The sequence below is a fragment of the Paractinoplanes hotanensis genome (genome assembly GCF_023717965.1).
GTDB lineage: Bacteria > Actinomycetota > Actinomycetes > Mycobacteriales > Micromonosporaceae > Actinoplanes > Actinoplanes polyasparticus.
Map to the genome: position 1 here is coordinate 170,074 of NZ_JAMQOL010000044.1, position 22,376 is coordinate 192,449.

The 22,376-nt window shown below is 70.6% G+C and carries 19 protein-coding genes and 1 pseudogene; 12 read left to right on the forward strand and 8 right to left on the reverse strand.

All coding sequences use genetic code 11. The features are described from left to right. Positions 1-74: 74 nt before the first annotated feature. From LXN57_RS30970 to LXN57_RS30980, 3 genes are read right to left on the reverse strand one after another with little or no spacing between them, the layout of a single operon-like run. On the reverse strand, positions 75-719 hold the full coding sequence (locus tag LXN57_RS30970) for a response regulator transcription factor (RefSeq protein ID WP_251801709.1): 645 nt from the start codon (positions 717-719) through the stop codon (positions 75-77). Continuing rightward, the gene (locus LXN57_RS30975; protein WP_251801710.1) at positions 707-1,933 is read right to left on the reverse strand and encodes a sensor histidine kinase; all 1,227 of its coding nucleotides are present in this window, start codon (positions 1,931-1,933) and stop codon (positions 707-709) included. Before LXN57_RS30975 ends, LXN57_RS30970 begins: the two co-directional genes overlap by 13 nt. A gap of 10 nt (positions 1,934-1,943) precedes the next feature. Then, a complete protein-coding gene (locus tag LXN57_RS30980; RefSeq protein ID WP_251801742.1) occupies positions 1,944-3,302 on the reverse strand; it encodes a DedA family protein in 1,359 nt (452 codons plus the stop codon). A 258-nt stretch (positions 3,303-3,560) separates the two neighbouring features. Here LXN57_RS30980 and LXN57_RS30985 point away from each other — a divergent pair, with 258 nt between their 5' ends. The 4 genes from LXN57_RS30985 to LXN57_RS31000 all read left to right on the forward strand — a co-directional run bounded on the left by LXN57_RS30985 (position 3,561) and on the right by LXN57_RS31000 (position 6,875). After that, a complete protein-coding gene (locus LXN57_RS30985) occupies positions 3,561-3,986 on the forward strand; it encodes a hypothetical protein (protein WP_251801711.1) in 426 nt (141 codons plus the stop codon). Between the two features lie 254 nt (positions 3,987-4,240). Continuing rightward, complete coding sequence (locus LXN57_RS30990) at positions 4,241-4,858, forward strand: copper resistance CopC family protein (protein ID WP_251801712.1); 618 nt, start codon at positions 4,241-4,243, stop codon at positions 4,856-4,858. Between the two features lies 1 nt (position 4,859). Beyond that, positions 4,860-5,993 (forward strand): Gfo/Idh/MocA family protein, encoded by a 1,134-nt coding sequence (locus LXN57_RS30995; RefSeq protein ID WP_251801713.1) that lies wholly within the window; start codon positions 4,860-4,862, stop codon positions 5,991-5,993. A 99-nt stretch (positions 5,994-6,092) separates the two neighbouring features. Beyond that, positions 6,093-6,875 carry a polysaccharide lyase family 7 protein gene (locus LXN57_RS31000; RefSeq protein WP_251801714.1) on the forward strand — a complete coding sequence of 261 codons (783 nt, stop codon included), beginning with the start codon at positions 6,093-6,095 and terminating at the stop codon, positions 6,873-6,875. A 26-nt stretch (positions 6,876-6,901) separates the two neighbouring features. Here LXN57_RS31000 and LXN57_RS31005 read toward each other — a convergent pair whose 3' ends face one another. Continuing rightward, positions 6,902-7,450, reverse strand: coding sequence for a TetR/AcrR family transcriptional regulator (locus LXN57_RS31005; RefSeq protein ID WP_251801715.1), 549 nt, complete (start codon positions 7,448-7,450; stop codon positions 6,902-6,904). A 61-nt stretch (positions 7,451-7,511) separates the two neighbouring features. On the opposite strand from LXN57_RS31005, the gene LXN57_RS31010 reads away from it, so the two are divergent. The 3 genes from LXN57_RS31010 (at position 7,512) to LXN57_RS31020 (ending at position 12,883) form a co-directional block, all read left to right on the forward strand. Further along, positions 7,512-9,221: an ABC transporter ATP-binding protein gene (locus tag LXN57_RS31010; protein WP_251801716.1), complete on the forward strand. Its 1,710-nt coding sequence runs from the start codon at positions 7,512-7,514 to the stop codon at positions 9,219-9,221. A 76-nt stretch (positions 9,222-9,297) separates the two neighbouring features. Further along, the gene (locus LXN57_RS31015) at positions 9,298-12,057 is read left to right on the forward strand and encodes an FtsX-like permease family protein (RefSeq protein WP_251801717.1); all 2,760 of its coding nucleotides are present in this window, start codon (positions 9,298-9,300) and stop codon (positions 12,055-12,057) included. Next, positions 12,047-12,883 carry an ABC transporter ATP-binding protein gene (locus LXN57_RS31020; protein WP_251801718.1) on the forward strand — a complete coding sequence of 279 codons (837 nt, stop codon included), beginning with the start codon at positions 12,047-12,049 and terminating at the stop codon, positions 12,881-12,883. The genes LXN57_RS31015 and LXN57_RS31020 overlap by 11 nt, the downstream gene beginning before the upstream one ends. A gap of 91 nt (positions 12,884-12,974) precedes the next feature. Here the strand turns inward: LXN57_RS31020 and LXN57_RS31025 are convergent, their stop codons facing one another. After that, positions 12,975-14,003, reverse strand: a complete 1,029-nt coding sequence (locus LXN57_RS31025; RefSeq protein WP_251801719.1) for a glycosyltransferase family 2 protein — start codon at positions 14,001-14,003, stop codon at positions 12,975-12,977. Positions 14,004-14,132: 129 nt separating this feature from the next. Continuing rightward, positions 14,133-15,731 (reverse strand): chitinase, encoded by a 1,599-nt coding sequence (locus tag LXN57_RS31030; RefSeq protein ID WP_251801720.1) that lies wholly within the window; start codon positions 15,729-15,731, stop codon positions 14,133-14,135. Between the two features lie 207 nt (positions 15,732-15,938). Here LXN57_RS31030 and LXN57_RS31035 point away from each other — a divergent pair, with 207 nt between their 5' ends. Next, positions 15,939-18,953 carry an EAL domain-containing protein gene (locus LXN57_RS31035; protein WP_251801721.1) on the forward strand — a complete coding sequence of 1,005 codons (3,015 nt, stop codon included), beginning with the start codon at positions 15,939-15,941 and terminating at the stop codon, positions 18,951-18,953. On the opposite strand, the gene LXN57_RS31040 is transcribed toward LXN57_RS31035, so the two are convergent. Next, positions 18,930-19,088: a hypothetical protein gene (locus LXN57_RS31040; RefSeq protein ID WP_251801722.1), complete on the reverse strand. Its 159-nt coding sequence runs from the start codon at positions 19,086-19,088 to the stop codon at positions 18,930-18,932. The genes LXN57_RS31035 and LXN57_RS31040 overlap by 24 nt on opposite strands. Before the next feature lie 158 nt (positions 19,089-19,246). Between LXN57_RS31040 and LXN57_RS31045 the strand changes: the two genes are divergently transcribed. The 4 genes and pseudogenes from LXN57_RS31045 to LXN57_RS48650 form a co-directional block, all read left to right on the forward strand. Beyond that, positions 19,247-19,645, forward strand: a complete 399-nt coding sequence (locus LXN57_RS31045) for a hypothetical protein (RefSeq protein WP_251801723.1) — start codon at positions 19,247-19,249, stop codon at positions 19,643-19,645. After that, positions 19,642-20,097 carry a hypothetical protein gene (locus LXN57_RS31050; protein ID WP_251801724.1) on the forward strand — a complete coding sequence of 152 codons (456 nt, stop codon included), beginning with the start codon at positions 19,642-19,644 and terminating at the stop codon, positions 20,095-20,097. The genes LXN57_RS31045 and LXN57_RS31050 overlap by 4 nt, the downstream gene beginning before the upstream one ends. A 28-nt stretch (positions 20,098-20,125) precedes the next feature. After that, positions 20,126-20,251: a hypothetical protein gene (locus tag LXN57_RS48015; protein WP_285904692.1), complete on the forward strand. Its 126-nt coding sequence runs from the start codon at positions 20,126-20,128 to the stop codon at positions 20,249-20,251. 247 nt (positions 20,252-20,498) lie between these two features. Next, a pseudogene (locus LXN57_RS48650) lies at positions 20,499-20,710 on the forward strand (nucleotidyl transferase AbiEii/AbiGii toxin family protein); the annotation flags it as partial. Positions 20,711-20,848: 138 nt separating this feature from the next. On the opposite strand, the gene LXN57_RS31055 reads toward LXN57_RS48650, so the two are convergent. Continuing rightward, entirely contained in the window at positions 20,849-22,123 is a 1,275-nt protein-coding gene (locus LXN57_RS31055) for an ATP-binding protein (protein ID WP_251801725.1), read from the reverse strand. Between the last annotated feature and the right edge of the window lie 253 nt (positions 22,124-22,376).

Genomic DNA, 22,376 nt, shown 5'->3' on the forward strand with positions numbered 1-22,376 from the left:
ACGCTATTTTTCTCAGTGGCCAAGATCGATGAAGCCAGCTGGCCTCTTCGGGGTACAGCCTGCTCTACCCGGCCCTATTTACGCAGGTAGCGCAGCACGGCGATGACCCGGCGATCGGCGCGGTCGTCCGGGGCCAGGTCGAGTTTGGCGAAGATGCTGCGGATGTGTTTGTGCACGGCGCCCTCGGTGACCACGAGCTTCTCGGCGATCGCGGTGTTGCCCAGTCCCTCGGCCATCAGCGCCAGCACGTCGTGCTCGCGCGGGCTGAGCCGGGCCAGCGCGTCGTCCGGCCGGTTGCGCGCGAGCAGCAGGCCGACCACCTCGGGGTCGATCGCCGTGCCACCGTCCGCCACCCGGTGCAGCGCCTCGAGGAACTCCTCGACCCGGCCCACCCGCTCCTTGAGCAGGTAGCCCAGGCCGGCGGCGCCACCGGCCAGCAGGTCGGTGGCGAAGGCCTGTTCCACGTACGCCGAGAGCACGAGCACGGCGAGGCCGGGCAACCGCCGGCGCGCCTCGACGGCCGCGACGATGCCCTCGTCGGTGTGCGTGGGCGGCATCCGCACGTCGACGATCGCCACGTCCGGCTTGTGCTCGTCGACGGCGGCCAGGAACGTGGCCGGATCCTCCGCTGTCGCCACCACGTCGAGCGACTCGGCGCGCAGCAGCAACGCCAGGCCCTCGCGCAGCAGCGGGTCGTCCTCGGCGATCACGATCCGCACGGCAGCTCCACTCGCAGGGTTGTCGGCCCGCCGGCCGGGCTGGTCAGGGTCAGGCTTCCGTCGTACGCCTCGACGCGCCGCCGGATGCCGGTGATCCCGGATCCGGCTTCCTCGTCGGCGCCGCCGCGGCCGTTGTCCTCGATGCTGATCTTCAACTGCTGATCCTCGATGCGCACGGTGATCCCGGCCGCCGTCGCGCCGCTGTGCTTGGTGATGTTCGTGAGCGCCTCGGCCACCACGAAGTAGGCGGTGGCCTCGACCGAGACGGCACACCGGCGAGGCAGCTCGACGTCGAGGCGGCAGGGCACGCCGCAGTCGGCGGCCAGACCGGCCAGCGCGCCGTCGAGGCCGCGGCCGTCGAGCACCGGCGGCAGGATGCCGCGGACGACCGTACGCAGCTCGGCCAGGGCCTGTTCGGCCGCGCCCTGGGCCCGTTCCAGCACTTCGACGGCCATGGCCGGGTCACGGGCGACCGCCCGCCGGGCCGCGCCGAGCAGCACGCTCACCGCGACCAGGCGGTTCTGCGCCCCGTCGTGCAGCGAGCGCTCGATGCGGCGCAGTTCGGCCGCGTGCGCGTCGAGGGCGGCGGCCCGGGTCGCGGTCAGCTCGACGATGCGCAGCGAGAGGTCGGTGCCGGGCGGCGGGGCGAGCAGACGGCGCCCGGGCCAGGCCTGGGCCCGGGCGAGCCACGGGCCCGCGAAGAAGCCGATGGCCAGCCAGGCCACGCCGTACAGGCCGACCGCCAGCGCGTCGAGCTGGGTGTGCACCGACCAGAACACCAGCCCGGGCGCCGAGTTGGCCGGCACCAGCCACCACCAGAACGGGTACGTCAGGTCCTGCACCGCCGAGAGCGGGATGGTCAGGCTGAGGATGCTGATCACGAACCCGAGCGTCGCGTGCTCGACCAGCCAGGCCACCTCGCGCCACACCGCCGGGTCGCTCCAGGCGCGCAGGCCCGGCGCCAGCGGCTCGGGACCGACGATCTCGGGACCCCAGCGCGAGAGGCGGGCCCTTTCCCGGTCGGCCACCGCGCGGACCGCCCGGGCGGCGGTCGGCGCGAACACCAGGCCGACGCCGGCCAGGCTGGTCACCGCCACGATGAACAGCCAGAACAGCAGGGCCAGCGCGAGCACCGCCGTGCCGAGCCCGCCGACGAGCCGTTCGAGGGCGTCGACCGCGGCGTGCGTGCGGCGCCGTAGCCCGTCGAGGGTCATAGCCCGCACCTTAAGGCACGGGTTCGAGCAACCGCGGCGCGGCGACCGGCTTGTGGGACGCCCAGACGGCGGCGTTCAGGACGGCCCAGGCCACACCGAGCAGCACGGCGGCGATCGTCTCACTCAGCGGACTCCAGCCCAGATAGACCCACGAGCCGGCGCTGACGGTGAGAACGGCGGCGGCCACCGTACCGGCCGTGGCGCGCCGCGGCCGGGTCAGACGCCTCGACAGCAGCCATGTCAGCAGGCCGATCGCTGCGGCCAGCTGCGCGGTCTGACCGGCAGCGAGGGAGGCCAGCGCCGGACCAGCCTCGCTTACCGGCAGCGGCCCCTCATATTCGGCGGCGGACGGGAAGAACACGTCGGGCGGCCCCTGCCACGAGGGCGGGTCGATGACGGCGAGGATCAGCGTGAGGACGGCCAGGGGCGCGATCGGCGCGAGGCTGTTGAGCAGGCTCCTGCGCCGCCACCAGGCATGAGCCAGCGCGACGACGGCTGCCGCGCCCAGCAGCATCTCCGGGTTGACCGAGGTGGCCAGGTCGAGCGCGAAGCGGTAGCCGTCGGACGTCCACTGTCCGCGCGCCCAGGCGGCGACGGCGTCGTCGGCCGCGGCGACCCCGCTGAGCTTGACGATCAGCGGGACGGCGACGACGAGGAAGGCGGCCAGCAGGACGAGGGCTCCGAGGCTGGCCAGCACGGGGACCACCCGTCCGCCGACCAGGGTTCTGATCCGCAGGGGCGCCGCGACCGATGCGAGCCGGCGCGTCAGCCCGGCGGGCACGCCCGGCGGGTGGTTACCCAGCCAACGGCCCGCGAGCGCGAGACCGACGAGCAGCACGGTCAGCACGGCCAGGGCGCCGCCGGCCCGGCCGGCGCGGGCGGCGAGCACGTCGTACGAGGCGCCGGCCAGATAGCTGCCCCCGACCAGCCACAGCGCCCAGCCCACCGCGGCCGGGCTGTGCCAGGTCGCGAACCTCCGGTACGACACCCCGTTCATCCCGGCCAGGCGGGGCACGAGCGTGCGCGCGCCGACCACCCACTGTCCGAAGAAGACGGCCCGCCCGCCGTGCTTGTCGAAGGTGCGCTCGGCCCGCCGCCAGTGCCGCTCCTTGACCCACCGGGCCCGCGGTCCCCGGCGCCGGCCGATGAAGTATCCGGCCGTGCCACCGAGGACCGCCGCCCCCGTTGCGACCAGCGCGGCGGGCCCGACGCCGACCACCCCCTCGTTGGCCAGCAGGCCCAGCGCGACGAGCGCGGTCGCCGACGGCAGCACCAGCCCGGCGAGCAGCGCCGCCTCCGCGGCCACGAGCGCAGCGACGACGATCAGCACCAGCCCCGCGGGCAGTCCCCCGATCAGATCGCCGACCATCTGCACGCAGGCAGCCTATGGACCCGCGCGCCTCAGGCGGATCGGTGAAATACCCCTAAGACGCGCTCGGCGCGGAGCGCCCGCGAATTCCTTATCCCGATTTCGCGGTGCCGAAACGTCTCATTACCCATCCTCTTTTCGGCCATCGACCTTCCGGGTTACCCGGCGTGTTGAATGGCGTGTTCCGGTGCTCGGAGATGCTTTCCTGATCATGCAACAAGGAATTGGCGATAAACCCTCCGGAAAAAGGAGTTGGACATGAACAAGGTGACACGGATCCTGACCACGGCCGGCCTCGGCCTGCTGGCCGGCGTGGCTTTCGGGGTCGGCCCGGCCCAGGCCGCCGATGTGTCGGCGACGAGCGCGGCCAAGTCCCAGACCGGCGCCAGCCAGGCCGACCGGTTCCGCGGCCGCGACGTGGTGGTCGGCTACTACCGTTCCTACCGGGCCTGTGACCTGGCCGGACGAATCGGTGAGCGGTTCGGCCGGTGGGACGACTACGACTGCGACTTCCAGCGCCGGGGCTTCCACCGCGGCAAGTTCGCCCTCGAGGTCGAGCGCGGCTGGGACTGGGGCCGGCCGGGCCACCACCGGTTCGGCGACCGGGACCGCTTCGGCGACCGTGACCGTGACCGTGACCGTTTCGGCGACCGTGGGCACCGCGGGCCGCACCGCCGCGGGTAATGCTTTCGTAAATACGTTCCCGGACGGGCCCGGACGCGTGCCCGAATAGAATTCCCGAAAGGAGGCGCCCCAGGAATAAATCACTTGTCACAACCCCACAGGTCCCCGGCCGGGGGGGGGGGGGGCGCCCCCCCCGGCCCCCCCCCCCCCCCCGCCGCTGTGTTCCCGGGAACTTCGGCGCGTCCGGGAGCGACCAACCCGGAGAACTACGATGGCGCCACGAACGCCCGCGACGGGAAGGACCCGCTCACCTCATGGACAAGCCCCGCCGCCCCGGCCCGATCCGCCTGCTCGTCGCGCTCGCCGCGATGCTGGCCGTGCTGCTGCCCGGCGCCCCGGCGTTCGCCCACAACGCGCTGGCTCAGGCCACCCCGGCCAAGGGCGCCACCGTCACCAAGGCCCCGACCAGCGTCAAGCTGAAGTTCCTGCAGAAGCTCAACCCCGACTACACGACGATCACCGTCACCGGCGCCGCCAAGGTCCAGACCTCCGAGCCCGAGGTCGAGGGGGCGACCGGAACGGTCACCTTCGACGCGCTGGCCAACGGCGCCTACACGGTCGCGTACCGCGTGGTCTCCAAGGACGGCCACACCGTCCAGGGTTCCTACAAGTTCACGGTGGCCGACCCGTCAGCCACCGCCGAACCCACCACCACCGAACCCACCACCGCCGCCCCCGCCACGCCGGCCGCCGACGAATCCCTGGTCGCCGTGCCGCCGCCGGCCAGCAGCGCCCCCGCCGCCACCACCGAACTGGCCTCCGATCAGGACGGCTCCGGCGGCACCGGCCTGCTGATCGCGCTGATCGTCGCAGGTCTGGCCGTCGTGGCTCTCGGCGTCTTCCTGGTCACCCGTCGCCGCAAGACGAGCTGACATGGCCGCCCTGGGCGTCGCCGTCATCGGTTTCGGCTGGATGGGCCGGGTACACACGCAGGCGTACGCCCGGGTGCCCCACCACTTCCCCACGGCGCCGACAGTGCGGTTGGTCTCGGTTGCCGACGACGTGCCCGGCCGAGCCGCCGAGGCTGCCCAGCGCTACGGCTTCGAGGAGTCGACCGCCGAGTGGCGGCACCTCGTCGGCGATCCGCGGGTCGCGGCGGTCAGCATCACCGCGCCCAACTTCCTGCACCGCGAGATGGGCAGCGCGTTCGCGGCGGCCGGCCAGCACATCTGGATCGAGAAGCCGGTGGGCCTGACGGCGGCCGACGCGCGCGCCATCGCCGGCGACGTGCAGGTCACCGTCGGGTTCAACTACCGGAACGCCCCGGCCGTCGAGAAGGCCCGGGCGATCATCGCCGCCGGCGAGATCGGCACGGTCACGCACGCCCGGTTCCGCTTCCTGAGCGACTACGCCGCCCACCCCGAAGGCGCGCTGAGCTGGCGGTTCGAGCGGACCCGGGGCGGCAACGGGGTGCTCGGCGACCTGGGCGCGCACGGCGTCGACCTGGTGCGCTTCCTGCTCGGCGAGATCGACGCGCTGGTGGCCGACACCGCGGTCTTCATCCCGGAGAGGCCGCGACCGGCCGCCGCCACCGCCGGCCACGAGCGGGGCAGCGGGCCGCCCGGTCCGGTCGAGAACGACGACTGGCTCGGCAGCCTGCTGCGGATGGCCTCGGGGGCCCGGGTGACGCTCGACTGCAGCCGGGTGGCCGTGGGCGAGCAGAACAGCTACGGCTTCGAGATCCACGGCACCGAGGGCGCGCTGTTCTGGGACTTCCGCCGGATGGGCGAGCTGGGCGTCGGCGCCGGGCCGTCCTATCAGGACGAGCCGGTGCGCACGGTTCACGTCGGTCCCCGCGACGGAGACTTCGGGGCGTTCCAGCCCGGCGCCGGCATCCCGATGGGCTACGACGACCTCAAGGTCATCGAGGCCGCGCGCTTCCTGCGGTCGGTGGCGGACGGCCGGCCGTACGGGCCGACGCTGGCCGACGCGATCCGGGCCGCCGAGGCCCTGGAGGCGATGGAGCAGTCCGCCGCCTCGGGCGGGTGGGTCACGGTGAGTCGCTGAGAACGTCACGGCTTGATTCAACTCTTGACCTGACATCGATATGCGTCTCTACTGTTAAGCCTCTTGCCAATTCCCCTCAACGGCAGACGAGGTATCCCCATGAAGAAGCGCACGCTGCTCGCCGCCGCGCTGTCCACGGCCGTCGTGGCCGGGCTCGGCGTCCTCGGCATCACCAACGCCAACGCGGCCGCCCTCAACCCCGCCGTCGCCCCGGGCGGCAACTTCAACCTCTCGATCTGGTCGCTGCAACTGCCCATCGGCTCCCCCGGCGCACCCCAGACCATCCAGCCGGCCCAGCTCAAGGGGGCCAACGGGTACTCCAACCCGGCGTACTTCTGGACCGACAAGAACGACGGGTCGATGACCTTCTGGGCGCCGGAGAAGGGCGTGACCACGCCCAACTCCAACTACGCCCGCTCCGAGCTGCGTGAGATGAACGCCAACGGCTCGGCCGCCAACTGGGCGCTGGCGGGCAACCACACGCTCAGCGCCGACCTGCGGATCGTCTCGGTGACCAAGAACGTCGCCGTCGGCCAGGTCAAGCTGGGCACCGGCGGGCCGTCGACCAAGCCGCTGCTCGAGCTCTACTACCGGGCCAACGGCGACATCTACCTCGGCCAGCAGCGCAGCCCGACCGACGGCCAGACGCTGCACAAGCTGGGCAACGTGGCGCTCGGCCAGCGGTGGACCTACGTGCTCAACGTGCGGGGCAACCAGGCGAGCGTGACCATCAACGGCAGCCGGACGAACTACACGATCCCGTCGTCGTTCAACCCGTACAAGCAGTACTTCAAGGCCGGCTCATACAACCAGTCGTCCTCCGAGAGCACCTCGAACGGCGCCAAGGTGAAGTTCTACAACCTCACGGTCAGCCACGCCTAGTCGCCGTTGAACCGGCCGCCGCCGGGCTAGCTCGGCGGCTGCCGCAACGCGTTCGACAGCGTGCGGGTGAGCAGGTCGAGCACGTGATGGCGGGACTCCTCGGGCCGCTGGGCGCGGTATTCCCAAGCCGCGTAGAGCTGGCTCCAGAGCAGGGTGATCACCCAGTCCGGCGGCAGCGCGGGGTCGATCGAGCCGTCGGCCCGGCCGCGTTCGATGACGCCGACCAGGAACTGCTCGTCCTGCGATTCCCAGCATTCCCCGGCCTGGCCGCTGAACATCAGCGACAGCAGCGAGCCGAGGTCGAAATACTCCCGGCAGAGCCGCAGCAGCGCCTCGGCCCCGGTGCCCCGGTTGAGGTCGGCGAGGGTGGCCGCCCGCCCGAGACGTTCGCCGCCCTCGGTGGCGACGGCCGCGAGAAGGTCGGCGCGCTCGCCGAAATAGCGGTGCAGTGTGGTCCGCCCGACCTGCGCCGCGGCGGCGATCTCGCCCAGCGAGCAGGCCGGATTGCCGGCCAGCAGCTGGATCGCGGCATCGATGATCGCCTGCCGCGTGCGGTTCTTGACTCCGGAGGTCACGGCAATACTGTACGGGAATTGTCATTGCCCGCGATGGAACAACTGTGTTCCACTACGAACCATGCAGATTCTGCTGCGCCTTCTCCGCCCGCACCTCCGGGTCCTCGTGCTGGGACTCGTCCTCGGCCTGATCTCCAACGCCGCCAACCTCGCGGCCCCGCTCGCCACCAAGCGGATCATCGACACGCTCGGCACCGGCGACGCGCTGACCGGTCCGATCACGCTGCTGCTGGTGCTCGTGGTGATCGGCGCGGTCATCGGCCTCTGGCAATGGATCCTGATGGGCACGCTGGCCGAGCAGGTCGTCCTGGACGCACGGCTCTCGGTGATCCAGCGCTACTTCCGGGCCAGGCTGGCCGAACTGACCGGCCGCCCCACCGGCGAACTGGTCACCCGGGTCACGGCCGACCCGGGCCTGCTGCACCAAGCCTCGTCCAGCATCGTCGGCCTGGTCAACGCCTCGCTGGCCTTCATCGCGACCCTGGTGCTGATGGGCACGCTCGACATCGTGCTGCTGCTGTGCACCCTGACCGCGGTGATCCTCGTCGGCGCCATCATGGCGGTGCTGCTGCCCACCATCAGCAAGAGCCAGAAGCTCGCCCAGGACGCGGTGGGCGAACTCGGCGGCGGGCTGGAGGGCACGCTGCGCGCGATGCGGACGGTCAAGGCCAGCCGCGCCGAGGCCCGCCAGGGCAGCCGCATCGAGGCCGACGCCCGCCGGGCCGCCGCGTACAACGTCCGCGCCGCCCGCCGCGCCGCCTGGGTCTGGACGGTCTCGTGGAGCGGAGTCTCCCTGGCCATCATCGCGGTGCTGGGCGTGGGCGCCTGGCGCGCCGACGCCGGCCTGCTCGAGGTCAGCAGCCTGATCGCCTTCCTGCTGTACGCGTTCCAGCTGATGGGCCCGATCGGCGAGCTCACCCAGAACGTGACCGCCCTGCAATCCGGCATCGCCGCGGCCCGCCGGATCAGCGAGGTCTACGCGATGGTCCCGGAGACGTCGGACCCGCGCCCCGGCGTCCAGGTTCCCGACGCTCCCGTTCTGGCCGTGCGCGACGTGACCCTGCGCTACGCGGACGACTCCCGCCCCGCCCTGGACGGGGTGACGCTGACCATTCCGTCCCGCGGCCACACCGCCATCGTCGGCCCGTCCGGCGCCGGCAAGACGTCGCTGTTCTCGCTGCTGCTGCGCTTCCTCGACCCGCAGTCGGGCGACCTCTACCTGCACGGCCGCCCGTACCGAGAGCTCAGCCCCGACGAGATCCGGTCCGAGCTGGCGTACGTCGAGCAGGAGGCCCCGGTCGTGCCGGGCACCATCCGCGACAACCTCCTGTTCAGCCGGCCCGACGCCACCGAGGCCGAACTGCACGCCGTACTCGAGCGCGTGCACCTGGCCGACAAGGTGGCGTCCCTCCCCGAGGGGCTCGACACACAGCTCTCCGGAGCCGAACTCTCCGGCGGCGAACGCCAGCGGATCGCCCTGGCCCGGGCCCTGGTCCGCACCCCGGCGGTGCTGCTGCTCGACGAGGCCACGGCTCAGGTCGACGCCCTGACCGAGGCGGCGCTCCAGGACTCCGTACGGGAAAGGGCCCGCTCCTCGGCCGTCGTGACCATCGCCCACCGCCTGTCCACAGTGGTCGAGGCCGACCGCATCATCGTGCTCGACAACGGCCGCGTCCGCGCCGTCGGCACCCACGAGGCCCTCCTCGAATCCGACGACCTCTACCGCGGCCTGGTCGAAGCCCTCCGCATCGCCGTCCCCGTCCCGCGGTAGTCAGCAGGTTGGGGCCTCGAAGAGGCAGCCCGGTGTTATAGCTTCTTCGGCGTAGGCCCGTGGCCGGAGGAGGACCATGCGCGACCGGCTCACTGTGGCCGCGGTGTTCGGTGGCGTGCGTCAGCGGGCGTGGTCGGTGCTCATCGTCACCGCGTTTCTGGTGCTGGGGGCGGCCGGCGCGGCGGGGCCGATGTTCGCCGAAGCGTCCGACAACGCGGCGTTCCAACTGCGGCGGGACGAGATCCCGGCGTCGGCCCGGCAGAACGACGCGGCCGTCGTGCGGGTGTCGGCTGACGTCGGGCCGCGCAGCGCCGACCAGCAGCCGGTCATGGACGACCTGCGCACGGTGCCCGGGCTGGGCGAACCCGACCTGACCGGGCAGTCCGTCGGTGCGGAGCTGGCCTCGCCGCAATACTGGGGCTTCACGGTCAGCGCCGGCGGCAAGCACGAGCGCGGGCGGTTCTTCACGGTTCAGGACCCGGCGGCCGAACTGGTTGCGCAGGGGCCCACGGGCCAGGACGGCCTCTGGCTTCCGGCGCCGGTGGCCGCCGAGCTCGGGGTGCGGACCGGCGACAAGATAAGCCTGTCGCTGCGGCAGGGCGCCCGGGGCACGCCGCGCAATGCGACGAGCACGGTCAGCGGCGTCTACGCGGTCGACGCGGGCGGACGGCTTCCGGCCGACGTGCCGGGCAGCCGCAAATGGTCGCTGCGACGAGGGGACACCCCGCCCGACACGGAGTACGAGACCCTGCCGGCGTACCTGCTGGTGGGTGACCTGCCGACGGTGGAACGGCTGGCGCAGTCGATCGACGATCCGCTGTTCTGGTCGGTCGAGGCCGCGCTGACGCCGGGTACGACGCTGGCCGACGCGCGGCGCACGGCGGCCGAGGTCGAGCTGCTGCGTCGCAGGTATGCCCAGGCCCAGCCGATGGTCGATGGGGAGGGTCCGCTCGCGTTGCGGTTCGCGACCGGCATCAGCCGGATCGTCGCCACCGCCCAGACCACGACCGAGGCCGTACGGCAGAGAACCCGCCCGGTCGAATGGGCGGCCATCACGATCGGGCTCGCTTCCGTGCTGGCCGTCGCGCTGCTGTCGGCCCGGCGCCGCGAGCGGGAGTTGCGCCACGCCGCCGCGGTGGGCATGTCACCGGTCCGCGTGGGTGGCCTGTGGCTGCTCGAACATCTGCTGCCGGCCGTGGCCGGCGCGGCGCTCGGCTGGCTCGTCGCCTGGCAACTGGTCGTCCGGCTGGGCCCGCCCGGCGCCGTCACGGAATCGCTGGTCCCGGCCGCCCGGTCGGGTGGCGCGGCCGTGCTGGCCGGCCTGGCCGCGGTGGCGGCGGTCGCGATGCTGGCGGCCTACCAGCGGGTACGCCCAGCCCCTCCGGCCACGGCCCGGCGCGCCCTGCCCTGGGGTTCGATGGTCGTGATCATCGCGCTGGTGGCCGCTGGGGGACTGATCGGCGCCGGCGGGCCCGCGGGCGGCGTCGACCTGCTCGTGCCGCTGCTCGTGCTGGCCGCGGTCGGGGTGGTCGCCGGCTGGTTGCCGAGCCGGCTGGCCGGCCGCCAGGGCCGGCTGCCGCGGTCACCCGCGCGTGCCGTGCTGTGGCTGGCCCGGCGCCGGCTGGGTTCGGGCGGCGCCGAACGCCGGTTGACCGTCGTGGTCGTGACGGCGGGCCTGGGCATGCTGCTCTTCGCGCTGTCGGCGGTGCAATCGACCGAGATCTCGGCCGACGACCGGGTTGCCGTGGCGGCCGGCGCCGAGGGGGTCGGCGTCCTCGAAGGCTCGTGGCAGCTCGACGAGGCGGCGCCGCTGGTACCGAAGCAAGACCCGCTCAACCCGCCGAGTTTCGATCCGGTGGCCGGCGTACGCGTGCCGCCGCTGCCGCCCGGCAACACGGTCGTCTGGCGGACCGATGTGCGGACGCTGCTCGACGACGATCAGAAGGACCTGCTGGTCATCGACCCCGCCCGCTTCGCGGAGGTCGCGTTGTGGGGCCGCGGCGCCGACCTGGCCGAGGCCCGCGCGGCGGTCGCGGCGCTGGCGGCCGAACCGGTCGACGCCATCGGCCGGCCGCGGGTGATCACCGTGGCCGATCCCGCCTCGGACGACGTCGACACGATCCGCATGGAGGTCGGCTTCGGCGACCAGTACTTCGAGGTCGCCGCCCGGGTGCGCGCGTTTCCCGGCCAGCGCGGACGACCGATGTACGTGGCCGCGGCCGACCCGACGCTGGGCAAGCTCGCCTTCGACGATCCCCGCCTGCGGCCACGCAACCAGTTCAGCAACTCGGTCTTCCCGCAGGTGTTCCTGTGGAGCTCCGGTGGCGCTGACGGGGTGCAGGCCGTCGTCGCGCCGCACGAGGACGTGCAACCCGAGCGCATCGACACCGCCGCCGCGCTGCGGCAGGGGTCGGACTACGTGGCGACCAGCCGTGCCCGCGGTTACCAGCTCGCGATCGCCGGTTATCTGGCGTTGCTGGCAATTCTGACGCTCTGCATCTACGCGCAGCGCACGGCCGCGCTGCGCCGCCCGGCCGACCTCATGCTGGCCCGGATCGGTCTGGGCCGCCGGCGCGTCGGGCGCGCGCGGGCGGTCGAATTCGTCCTGCTGGCCTCGATCTCCTTCGCCGCTTCGGTGGCGGGAGTGCTGGCCCTGGCGCCACTCGGCGCCCGTCTGCTCGACGACCAGCCCGGCCTGCTGCCCCGGTTGCTGTTTACCCTCTCCCCCACCGCCCTGGTGGTCACGGCGTGCGCGGCCGTCCTGGCCACCCTGCTGGCCGTGCTGGTCGCCCGGGATCGATCGTCCTCTGAGGAGGCGGCCTACCGTGACGAATGAGCCGATCCTGGAGGGCCGCGAGCTGCTTCAGTTGTACGCCGCCCGGACAGGCCCCACGCAGGCCCTGCGCGGCGTCGACGTGCGGGTGACCGGCGGCCGGGTCAGCGCGATCACCGGACCGTCCGGCAGCGGCAAATCCACCCTGCTGGCTGTGCTCGCCCTGCGCGAGCGCCCGGCCGGCGGCGAGCTGCGCCACCGTGGACGCCTGGTCTCGTCGCTCTCCCGTCGCGAGCTGCAACGGCTACGCCGCAACGAGATCGGCTGGGTCGCCCAACGACCGTCACACAGCCTGTTCCCTCAGCTGGACGCCCGTGGCCAGATCACTCAGATGGCCCGATTGCGCGGCGCACGGGTCGACGCCGACGCCGCGCTGGCCGAGGTGGAACTGACCTCACGCGCCACGGCCCGGCCGGACGCGCTCTCCGGCGGCGAGCAGCAACGCCTGGCCGTTGCCGCCGCCGGAGTCGGCGCCCCCGCTCTGCTGATCGCCGACGAGCCCACGGCCGAACTCGACGACACCTCGGCCGCCCTGGTGCTGCGCATGTTGCGCGCCCGCGCCGCAGAGGGCAGCGCCGTCGTCATGGCCACCCACGACGCGCGCGCCATGGACGCTGCCGACACTGTTCTGCGCATGCGGCACGGCGTGCTCTCCGGGGAGCATGAATCGGGCCAGACCCACACCGCGAACCTCGACGGGCTGGGCCGCCTGCAGCTCCCGGAGGAGGCGCTGACCCTCTTCCCCGACGGCCGGGTGATCGTCACCGTCGTCGACGGCCACGTGGAGCTGCACACACCCTCTTCAGTTGCCAAAGACCTCGCGCCCTGAGCGGGGCAGGACTCGACCCTACGGTCTCGGGCGAACAGGCTTCGGAGTTGTCCACAGGCCGGCCGAGTACGGACGGTAGTTATCCCCAGGGTCAGGCGATCGGCGCGCGTTCGCGGTCCAGCTCGGCCGCTTCGATCTCGGCCGTCAGCGGGCCGCCGGAGAGCGGGTGGGCTGTGTGCGGGGTGGGTGCTGCCGAATCGAAGGCCACCAGGAACGCCGGGCGGCCCTGGCTGGCCGCGTAGATGCGACCCACGTACTCGCCGAGCAGGCCCAGGCAGATCAGCTGCACTCCACCCAGCAGCAACACCGCGATGTAGAGCGACGTCCAGCCGGGAACGGTCGCGCCGGTGCCCCAGGCGACCAGCCCGGTCACGATCAGCGCGACGCAGAGCAGGAAGCTGAGCAGCCCGAGCCAGGTCGCGATCCTCAGCGGCGACGCCGAGAACCCGGTGATGCTGTCGAAGGTCAGCCGGATCATGCGGCTGAGCGGGTACTTCGTCTCGCCCGCGACCCGCTCCTCGCGTACGTAGCTCACCTCGGTGCTGGAGAACCCGAGCGACGGCACGACCAGGCGGTACACCGGCCGGGGTTCGGGCAGGTCGTTGAGCACGCCGACCACCGCGCGGCTCATCAGCCGGAAGTCGCCCGCCTGGTCGCTCACCCACGGCCCGACGAGCCGGCGCATCACCCAGTAGTAGAGGCCCGCGGTGTTGCGCTTGAACGCAGTGTCGGTGCTGCGGTCGCTGCGCACGCCGTAGACGACGTCGACCTTCTCGCGCCGGGCCGCGGCCAGCATCTCGCCGATCGTCTCGGGCGGGTCCTGCAGGTCGGCGTCGATGCTCACGACGTACTCGCCACGCGCGGCCTTCAGCCCCGCCCGCAGAGCCGTCTGGTGCCCCACGTTGCGCCGCAGGGCGACCACGCGCAGTTGCGGCCAGTCGACCCGCAACTGCATCAGCCGCGACACGGTGGCGTCCCGGCTGCCGTCGTCCACGGCGATGACCTCGTACGACTCCCCCAGCCCGTCGAGCGCGGGCCGCAGCCGCCCGACGAACTGGTCGACCGCCTCGCGCTCATTGAACATCGGCGTCACCACCGACAACGTCACCACCTGAGGCATGAGCGGAGTACTTCCCTTCAGCGTGACGGTCCGACGGCCAGCAAGGATAGCTGTGCATTGTGACCGAGATGTGGCCACCTTGTGCGACGGCGATTCCCCTCACTCGGACCGCCTGACTGAGCCGACCGTTCAGTTCGTGGCGGGCTCGCCCGGGACGTTGAAGAGGGGCTTCCAGGGGTCGTCGGCGTCGATGGGGAACTCCGTGGACGGGGTCTCGTCCTTGGTGGTCCACTTCGCCTCGTAGGGCAGGCCGTCGAACAGGACCCGGGCGCCGCGGCGGTAAACCGTGCCGGGGGTCCAGACCCTGGTCACTCCGGTGACTGCGGGTGTGGGACGAGGCGCCTTCTCGACCGGGCTGACCGGGCCGATCACCGACCACGCGCTCTGGGCGCCGGCGGCGGGGGCAGCGGCCGGGTCGGCGCCCGAATTAGCCCACTTGGCCTCGTAGACGACACCACGCCAGACGACCTTGTAGCCGCCGGCGTACTGGGCGGTCTGGCGCCAGATCGGGTACGGGCTGGTCTTCGGGTCGTCGACCGTCACCGCCCGGTCGGGGATCTCCACCGAGTCGTCGGGGCCGCTGCCCGCGGCCTTGCCGGGCAGGCCCGCGAAGACCTTCGAGAACGCCAGCGCGTCCTGGTCGACACCGCTGCACGTGTTGGAGTGCACGACGACGTTGGCGAACGTGCCCCGGCAGGCGGCGTCGCGGTTCAGCGACCACATCGAGACGCGGCCCAGGCCGTTGTCGACGGCGAACCGGGCCAGGCCCGCGGCGTCGTCCAGCGTGAAGCGCTCGGAGTCGATGTCGTTCTGGCCGATCATCGGGGTCGCCCCGATCCGCGACCACACCTGGGGCGACGTGAGCTTCTGGCCGAGCCGCAGGTACAGGTCGGTGAGCTGCTTGTGGGTGCCGTTGAGCGCGCTCGTGCCCAGCGCCAGCATGTCCGGTCGCGCGTCGCCGTTGTTGAAGTCCATCGTCATCACGTTGACGCCACGCAGGGCGACACCGCCCTCGAGCATGCCGCGGACGACGCCGACACCGTCATCGGTGAGGCCGGACGGCGCGACGGGGAGGGTGAGCCACACCGTGAGCGGTTTGCCGGCCTTCTCCCGTTCCTTCTGCACGGTGGCGACCGCTGTCACGCGACGCTCGAGCGACGCCCGGTCGGCGACGGCTGTGCCTTCGATGTCGAGGTCGAGCGTCCGCACGTCGTACCTTTTGACCAATTGACGGTACGCCGCGGTGAGCCGGGCCTGGTCGGTGCAGGCCACCGCCAACTCTGAGTTGTTGAGGCCGCCGAGACTCAGCGTGATGTCGCCGCCGGCCTGTCGCAGCTGGTTGATCCGCCGGTCGAGTTCGAGCGACGACGCCGCCTCGCCCAGCGTGTAGGCGCCGCCCCAGCTCGGGGCGCACGGGCTCTTGGGGTCGGCGACGACAAAGCCGAGAGCGACATCGTTGGCCGGGTTCGCCTCGGGGTCCTGGAACTGGAACGTCGGGGTCAGCGTGACGTCGACGTACGGCACGGCCCACGATTTCGCGGTCGGCCCGGCCGTGTTGAGCAGGTGCTTCACCTCGTACGTGCCGCCGGCGCCGACCAGGCCGAGCACGAGCACGAGAATGCCGAGCCTGGTCCACGACAGCCGTTTGCGGGGTTGTTCCGGTTCCTGCCAGTCGGGGTCGGCTAGCGGATCGTATTCCGGGCGCACGGCAGTGGCGCGGTCCGACATCAAAGGCCTTTCGTCGTACGAGTCGCCACACGCTGGCGTACACCGGTGGTCTTTGACGATCGGGCGAACGGGGGACGGCCGATGGGTCGCGGGCCCGGCACTTCCAATCTGGATCTAGGAGCGCCAAATCGCGATCCGGCCACGACAATTCCGCCGGGCACCGCCGTGCGGTGCGGACGTAATCCGGACCGAAAGGCTCCAAAACGCATGCCACGCACACCGGCGGACCACCACAAGCGGGACGCCCAGCGCCAATGGGGGGCCGACCGGCGGACGGAACCCCACCCGATCGTGCCGCCCCCGGTCTCCGAAGGCAGGATCACCCGCGGCCGCCTCGCGATCGTGGTGACCATCACGGTGTGGGCGTGCTACATCACGTACACGATCATCGAGCAGTTCATCGCGGGCCACGCGTCCAGCGTGCGGCTCGCGATCGAGGCCATCGTCTACATGCTCGTCGTCACCGGCCTGGCCGCGTCGGCGATCGCCTACCTGATCACGCGGATCGGCTACTTCTACCGCGCCCGCGGCCACCAGCGCGCGCCGCGGATCATGCTCGACGAGTTCATCGGCGGGAAGACGCCGTCCCTGACCGTTCTCGTGCCGTCGTATCAGGAAGATGAGCGTACGAACCGCACCACCCTGCTCTCGGCGGCGCTTCAGGAATACCCCGGGCTGCGGGTGACGCTGCTGATCGACGACCCGCGGGCGCCGAAGACGCGGGCCGCGCGGGACATGCTGCTGGCCGCCCGCGCGCTGCCCGGCCAGATCGAGGCCGAACTGAAGATGCCGTTCCACCGGGTGTCGAACGCGTACGCGCACTTCGACGAGCAGGTGCGTTTCCGGGGCGGCTATCTGGTGGTGCTCGAGGACATGCGCCGGCTCGCCGACGAATACCGTTTCGCCTCCGACTGGCTGTACGACCTCGGCGCGCGGCAGGAAATCGTCGACCACACCGACACGTTCTTCGTCGAGCACATCCTGCAACCCCTCGCCGTCGAACTGGGCCAGATCTCGGGTGCGCTCAACAAGGGCGCCGACGAGCAGGTGACGCTGCCAGTCGCACGGATGAACCAGTTGTACCGGCGGCTGCTCGGCATTTTCGACGCGCAGGTCACGAGCTTCGAGCGCAAGAAGTACGTGTCGTTGTCGCACGAGCCGAACAAGGCCATGAACCTGAACAGCTACATCGGGCTCATGGGCGGCGCCTATCAAGAGGTGAGTACGCCACTGGGCACCGCGCTCGTGACGGCCGGCCGCAACCGGGCCGATCTCGTCGTACCGAACCCGGATTACGTTCTGACCCTCGACGCCGACAGCGTTCTGCTTCCCGAGTACGCGCTACGCCTCGTCCACCTGCTCGAGCAGGGCGCCTACGCGCACCACGCGGTGGCCCAGACTCCGTACAGCTCGTATCCCGGTTCGGCGACGCGCATCGAGCGCATTTCGGGCGCCACGACCGACATCCAATACATCGTGCACCAGGGCATGACCCACTACGGCGCGACCTTCTGGGTGGGCGCCAACGCGGTGCTGCGGAAGAAGGCCCTGGACGAGATCTGCGAGGTCTCGTACGAGGGCGATTGGGAAATCAAGCGGTACATCCAGGACCGTACGGTCATCGAGGACACCGAGTCGACCATCGACCTGGGCGTACGGGGCTGGTTGCTGCACAACTATCCCGAGCGGCTGGCCTACAGCGCGACGCCGCCGGACTTCGGTTCGCTGTGCATTCAGCGGCAGCGCTGGGCCAACGGCGGGCTGCTCATTCTGAGCCGCTTGAAGGACCAGTTCCGGGCGAAGACGAAACGCGAGGACAAGAACCGCTTCGGCGAGTACTTCCTGCGGGTCAACTACATGGCGTCCATCTTCTGGAGCTCCGTGTGCCTGGTCGTCATGCTGGCGTACCCGTTCAACAGCCGCCTGCTCAACCCGATCCTGTTGCTCATCTCGGTGCCGTACTTCTTCATGATGGCCGCCGATCTGAAGCACCTGGGCTACAAGCGGTCGGACATGCTGAGGATCTACGGCTTCAACCTGATTCTGTTGCCGGTCAACCTGTCCGGCAGCATCGCCTCGCTGTTGCAGCTGCTGACCGGGGAGAAGAGTGCCTTCAAACGTACGCCGAAGGTCCGCAACCGCACCACGGCCGCCAGCAGCTACCTGATTCTGCCGCTGGCGCTGATCGCCCTCTGCGTTTACACGGTGTGGGTCGACATCGAGCACCACCTGTGGAACAACCTCGTTTTCGCGGTGCTGAACCTGACGCTTTCGCTGTACGCGATGATCGCCTTCGTCGGCCTCGGCAACACGGTCGTCGACCTCTTCACCCACCTGCGCGACTGGCTGATCCGCCCGGTGACGCCGCGCTCATCCCGCACCTCCCGCGCATCGCGTTCATCGCGCTCCTCGCGTCCCGTCACTCCCCAGCCCGCAGCCTTGGGCGACTGGGCGCAGGTGCTGCACTACCGCCATGAGCACGGCGCCACCGCCGGCCAGACGACCGTACGGCTGCAGCGCAATCAAGCCGGCACCTGGAAGTCCTCCTCCACCTCGTCCCAGGCGCACGCCTTCGAGGAGTTCAGCTTCTTCACGGTCTTCCAGCCCATCTACAACATGATCACGGGCCACGTGGCCGGCTACGAGGCTCTGACCCGCTTCGCCGACGGCAGCAACCCCCGCGACGCCCTCGCCGCAGCCGCCGACCGAGGCATGCACGTCGCCCTCGACGCCGCCCTGGTCCAGGCCGCCATCACCTCGGCCGCGTCCCTGCCCAACGGCACGTGGCTGTCCATCAACGTCTCCCAGGATCTGCTGCACCGCCCCCACGACCTGGCCCCGCTGCTGGCCGAGTCCCGCCGCCCGCTGGTGCTCGAGGTAGGCGAAACCACCGACCTGCCCCAGTTCGGAGTGCCGATCGCCGCCGACGACCGCGGCACCGGCTACGAAACCCTGTCCGTCATCGAGTCGCAGCGCCCGGCCTTCCTCAAACTGGGCCTCGACTCCCTGCACGGCATCGAACACGAGACGGCCCGCCAGGCCGCGATCCGTGCCCTGGTCCAGTTCGCCGAGCAGCACGGCTGCACCGTGATTGCCGAAGGCATCGAGACGGCCGCCCAACGAGACGCCTTGGTCGCCTGCGGCGTCCCGTTCGGCCAGGGCTTCTACCTGGGCAAGCCGGTTCCGGTAGAACGAGTCCTAGCCGGGGTCGGCGGCTGGTAGCCCTTTGCGGGCGTGCGTGAGGCTCTGGCGATACTCCAGGGCCTCGGGCAGCTCCTCGTACTGCAACAGGTTGCCGGCGCTGGTCGACCACAGCGGGAAGCGGTGGCGGCGGAGGCGGGCCTCCCCGACGCCCACCGTCCAGCGGAGGCCTCGGCGGCGACGACAGCGTCTCCGCGGCCCAACGCCGGATCGCCGAGGCCCTCCGACGGGGTCGGCCAGGCAACGCGGGCGCGTCGAGCGCCTCAGCACCCGGAGACGCGGAGCCGGTCAGGGGGCCGGCAGCGAAGATCCCGTTGAAGCCGCCCAACAGCCGCCACAATCTCAACAACATTCGGCCGAAGAGCCCTGCCAAGGACAGGAACACCGTCGTGCTCCCCGGCACGGACGTGGCGGCGGACCTGGAAGGCATCTCCGCAGGTCGAGGGACGTGGGTCGACGAGACCAGCCGCTATGAGATCAACGGCCGTACGTACGCTGTGGAATCGACCGGGACGGTCTTTCCGGTCTCGGGACCCGGCCTCGTGAATCTGTCGCGGTCCGAATACAAGGTACTCAAGCAGTTGATCGGCGCCGACGGCGACATCGGCGCGGCCCGAGATGCGTTACGCCGGGACCCGAGCATCAGAGACGCTGACTGGCCGACGGCACTTGAGGTCTTCAAGTACCACAAGAGCTACAAAGGTGAAGCATGACCTACGGAATCTACTTCGACCGCGAAACGCCCGCGGAAGCGCTGCGGCAGGCGCTGCACGCCATTTACAACGTGCCGTTGGCGTCGGTGTACGCCGGGCCGTACGAGAAGCTCAACGACCACCCGGGAGCTGACCCCGTAGCCGTGATCACCCCGGCGGACGGGCAGTTCGGACATGAATTCAGCGCAGGCGACAAGCTTCGCGAACTGACCAAGGCGAACGAACTCGAGCTCGCCCGGGCCATCTGCCGTTTCGCCCACACCCGGGCACTGCTGGACGACGGCAGCCCAGCCCCCGACTACTGGTTCCTCGTCGCCGCGGACGGCAGCTACGGACGCGTACAGACCGATCCCGACAGCGACGAATTGGCCGTCCTGTACGCCCTCGAACCGATAACCGGCGAGCCCGATCTGCCGGTCGTGCCTCCGCCGGACTGGGCTCGAACCTGGTGACACTCGGCGTTCACCGCGATGCAGATGTGTGGACAGCGTCGAAGCGAGCTTGAAAGCCACGGCCGTGGTGGCCGGGGCGGTGTTGGCGATGTGGTGTTTCATGGCGGTCCTGGCCGACACGCTCACCGCGCTGAAAGGGCCATCGGCGGCGTGATCACGTTGTCGCGCCACCTCGACTGGTCCGGCCATGCCGAATGTGACTGAGTCGGCCCGCACGTCTGTCCAGCATGTACAAGGCGGTGCTGGCGGAGGCCGGCAGCGTCGACGACTTGCACATGTGGCTCAACGGTGAACTGCTTTCCCGACTCTGGCCGACGATCTGGCTACCACCACAGCTCCGGCGGCGCCGGGAAGAACGTTTCCCAGAACTCGCAGCCGCCCACACGAACGCCGCGTAGCTGGTGGATCCCTTTCACGAACGGCTCGCTCGCACGGGGCTTGCGGCGCTGAGCGATACTGCTTCGCCCTTGCCGGCAGATACGCGGTCCAGGTAGCCAGCCTTCTTGAGCGGCCCAGCGAGGACATCGATCTGTTCACCGGCTGGAACCGCCGCGACGAGTTCAGCACAGCGGTCGCAGCAACTCGCCACCGTCTCGAATCGCGTGGGCGCACACCCGCGGCCCGCGCCTGCCCGATCGTGAAGGTCGACGGGAGCCCTGACAGCTCTCCCATGGATAGGGTCCATGACTTACCGACGCTGAATGACAAGTTATCTATACAAGGATCGTTCCGCTGGCCCATCCGCCGGTTGTCAGGGTTTGAGCAAGCAGAGCGGGATCACCGCGATTCCGTCAGTGCGGCGGTACGCCTCAGACCCCGTGGTGATGACCGCCGCATCGAGTAGGTCGTCGCCGAGTTGCCCGCGCAGCCAGGTGAGGTGACGGACATCGTCATCGCTCACCGACGGAGACAGCTTCACCTCGAGCGCCACGATTCGTTGATCGGCGCGCTGGATGATGAGATCCACTTCGTGCCGACTGTCCCAGGTGCGTAGGTGATGAACTGTGGCTTCGGCTGCCTGCGCGTAGGCCCGCACGCTGAGCGTCACCAGCGACTCGAACAAAGCTCCCAACAGGGGACCGGGCCGGCGTACGGCCGTGGCCGGTGCTGAATCGTCGAGCAGGGCGGGTACGTCTACACCGAGGAGCCGGGCGGCCAGTGCCGGATCGGCGAGGTGGTGCTTCGGTGCGGCGCCGAGTCTGCTGAAAGCGCTGCGGCTGGGCAGCCAGCCGGGCACAGGATCAAGCAGCCACAGTTGCGACAGCACATCGCGGTACACGGTCGTTGTCGTCTTGGCCGGCTTGTTGGTCTCGCCGGGTGTAGCCGCGTCCAGGATGGCGTTGTAGGAACTGGTAGTTGCCGTCGCAGCGGCGTACGCGGCCAGCCACCCGCGCAGGGTATCGGGGCGACGTACCAAGTGGCCTTGCTCGGGGAAGTCTCGTTCGACGATACGGTTCAGGTAGCCGTCGAGCTGTGCCCGGCGAGCGCGCGGCGGCAGTTGACGAATGGCAGGGAATCCGGAGCGCACGATCTCCTCGGCGTAGTCGACCAGGCTCAGCGCAGTGCCTCCGCCCACGGCCGGCCGCCGCCCGGTAAGCAACTCCCCCAGGCTGACCGTCGGCTCAGCCAGGGCCCGCTCGGCCAGGCTCATCGGTCGCATCCGGAGCTGGACGATGCGCCCGGCTCCGGAATGTGTCGGCGCAGACGTGGGAGTGGCGCTGCCGGTCAACAGGAACCGAGCCGGTGCGGGATTACGGTCGACGCTGCGCCGCACAAAATCCCAGACTGCCGGTTCGCGCTGCCACTCGTCGATGAGAACCGGCGCCGGGGCGCGGTCGAGGCGCTGCGGATCGGCCGCGAGCAGCTCCCGCTGCGTCGCGTCGTCCATGGCGAAGACGGTGGCAGCGCGCCGCTGGGCCGTCGCGGTCTTCCCGACACCCTTCGGCCCCTCAAGGCTGATTGCGGGCAAGCCGCCGAGAAGCTCATCCAGCTCCTGATCGACGGCCCGCAGCTGATACGGCAGCATGCTGCAAAGCTACCGCAGAAGCATCTCAAAGGCTACCGTTCACACATCTACCATGCTCCCATACAGGCGCAGCCGCGAGGCCCAAGACGCACCTTGGCCGAACTGCCATCGGCTTGGAGAGCGGGTCAGGATCGAGCCGAAAGGGCAAGACAGTAAGGGCTCGGTAGCTTCACGTGACGATCGGTCGGTTCAGGAGTCCGGGCGCTGGATGAGTCTAAGGAAGGCTTCGAGTTCACGGTCCGGCCGGACACGG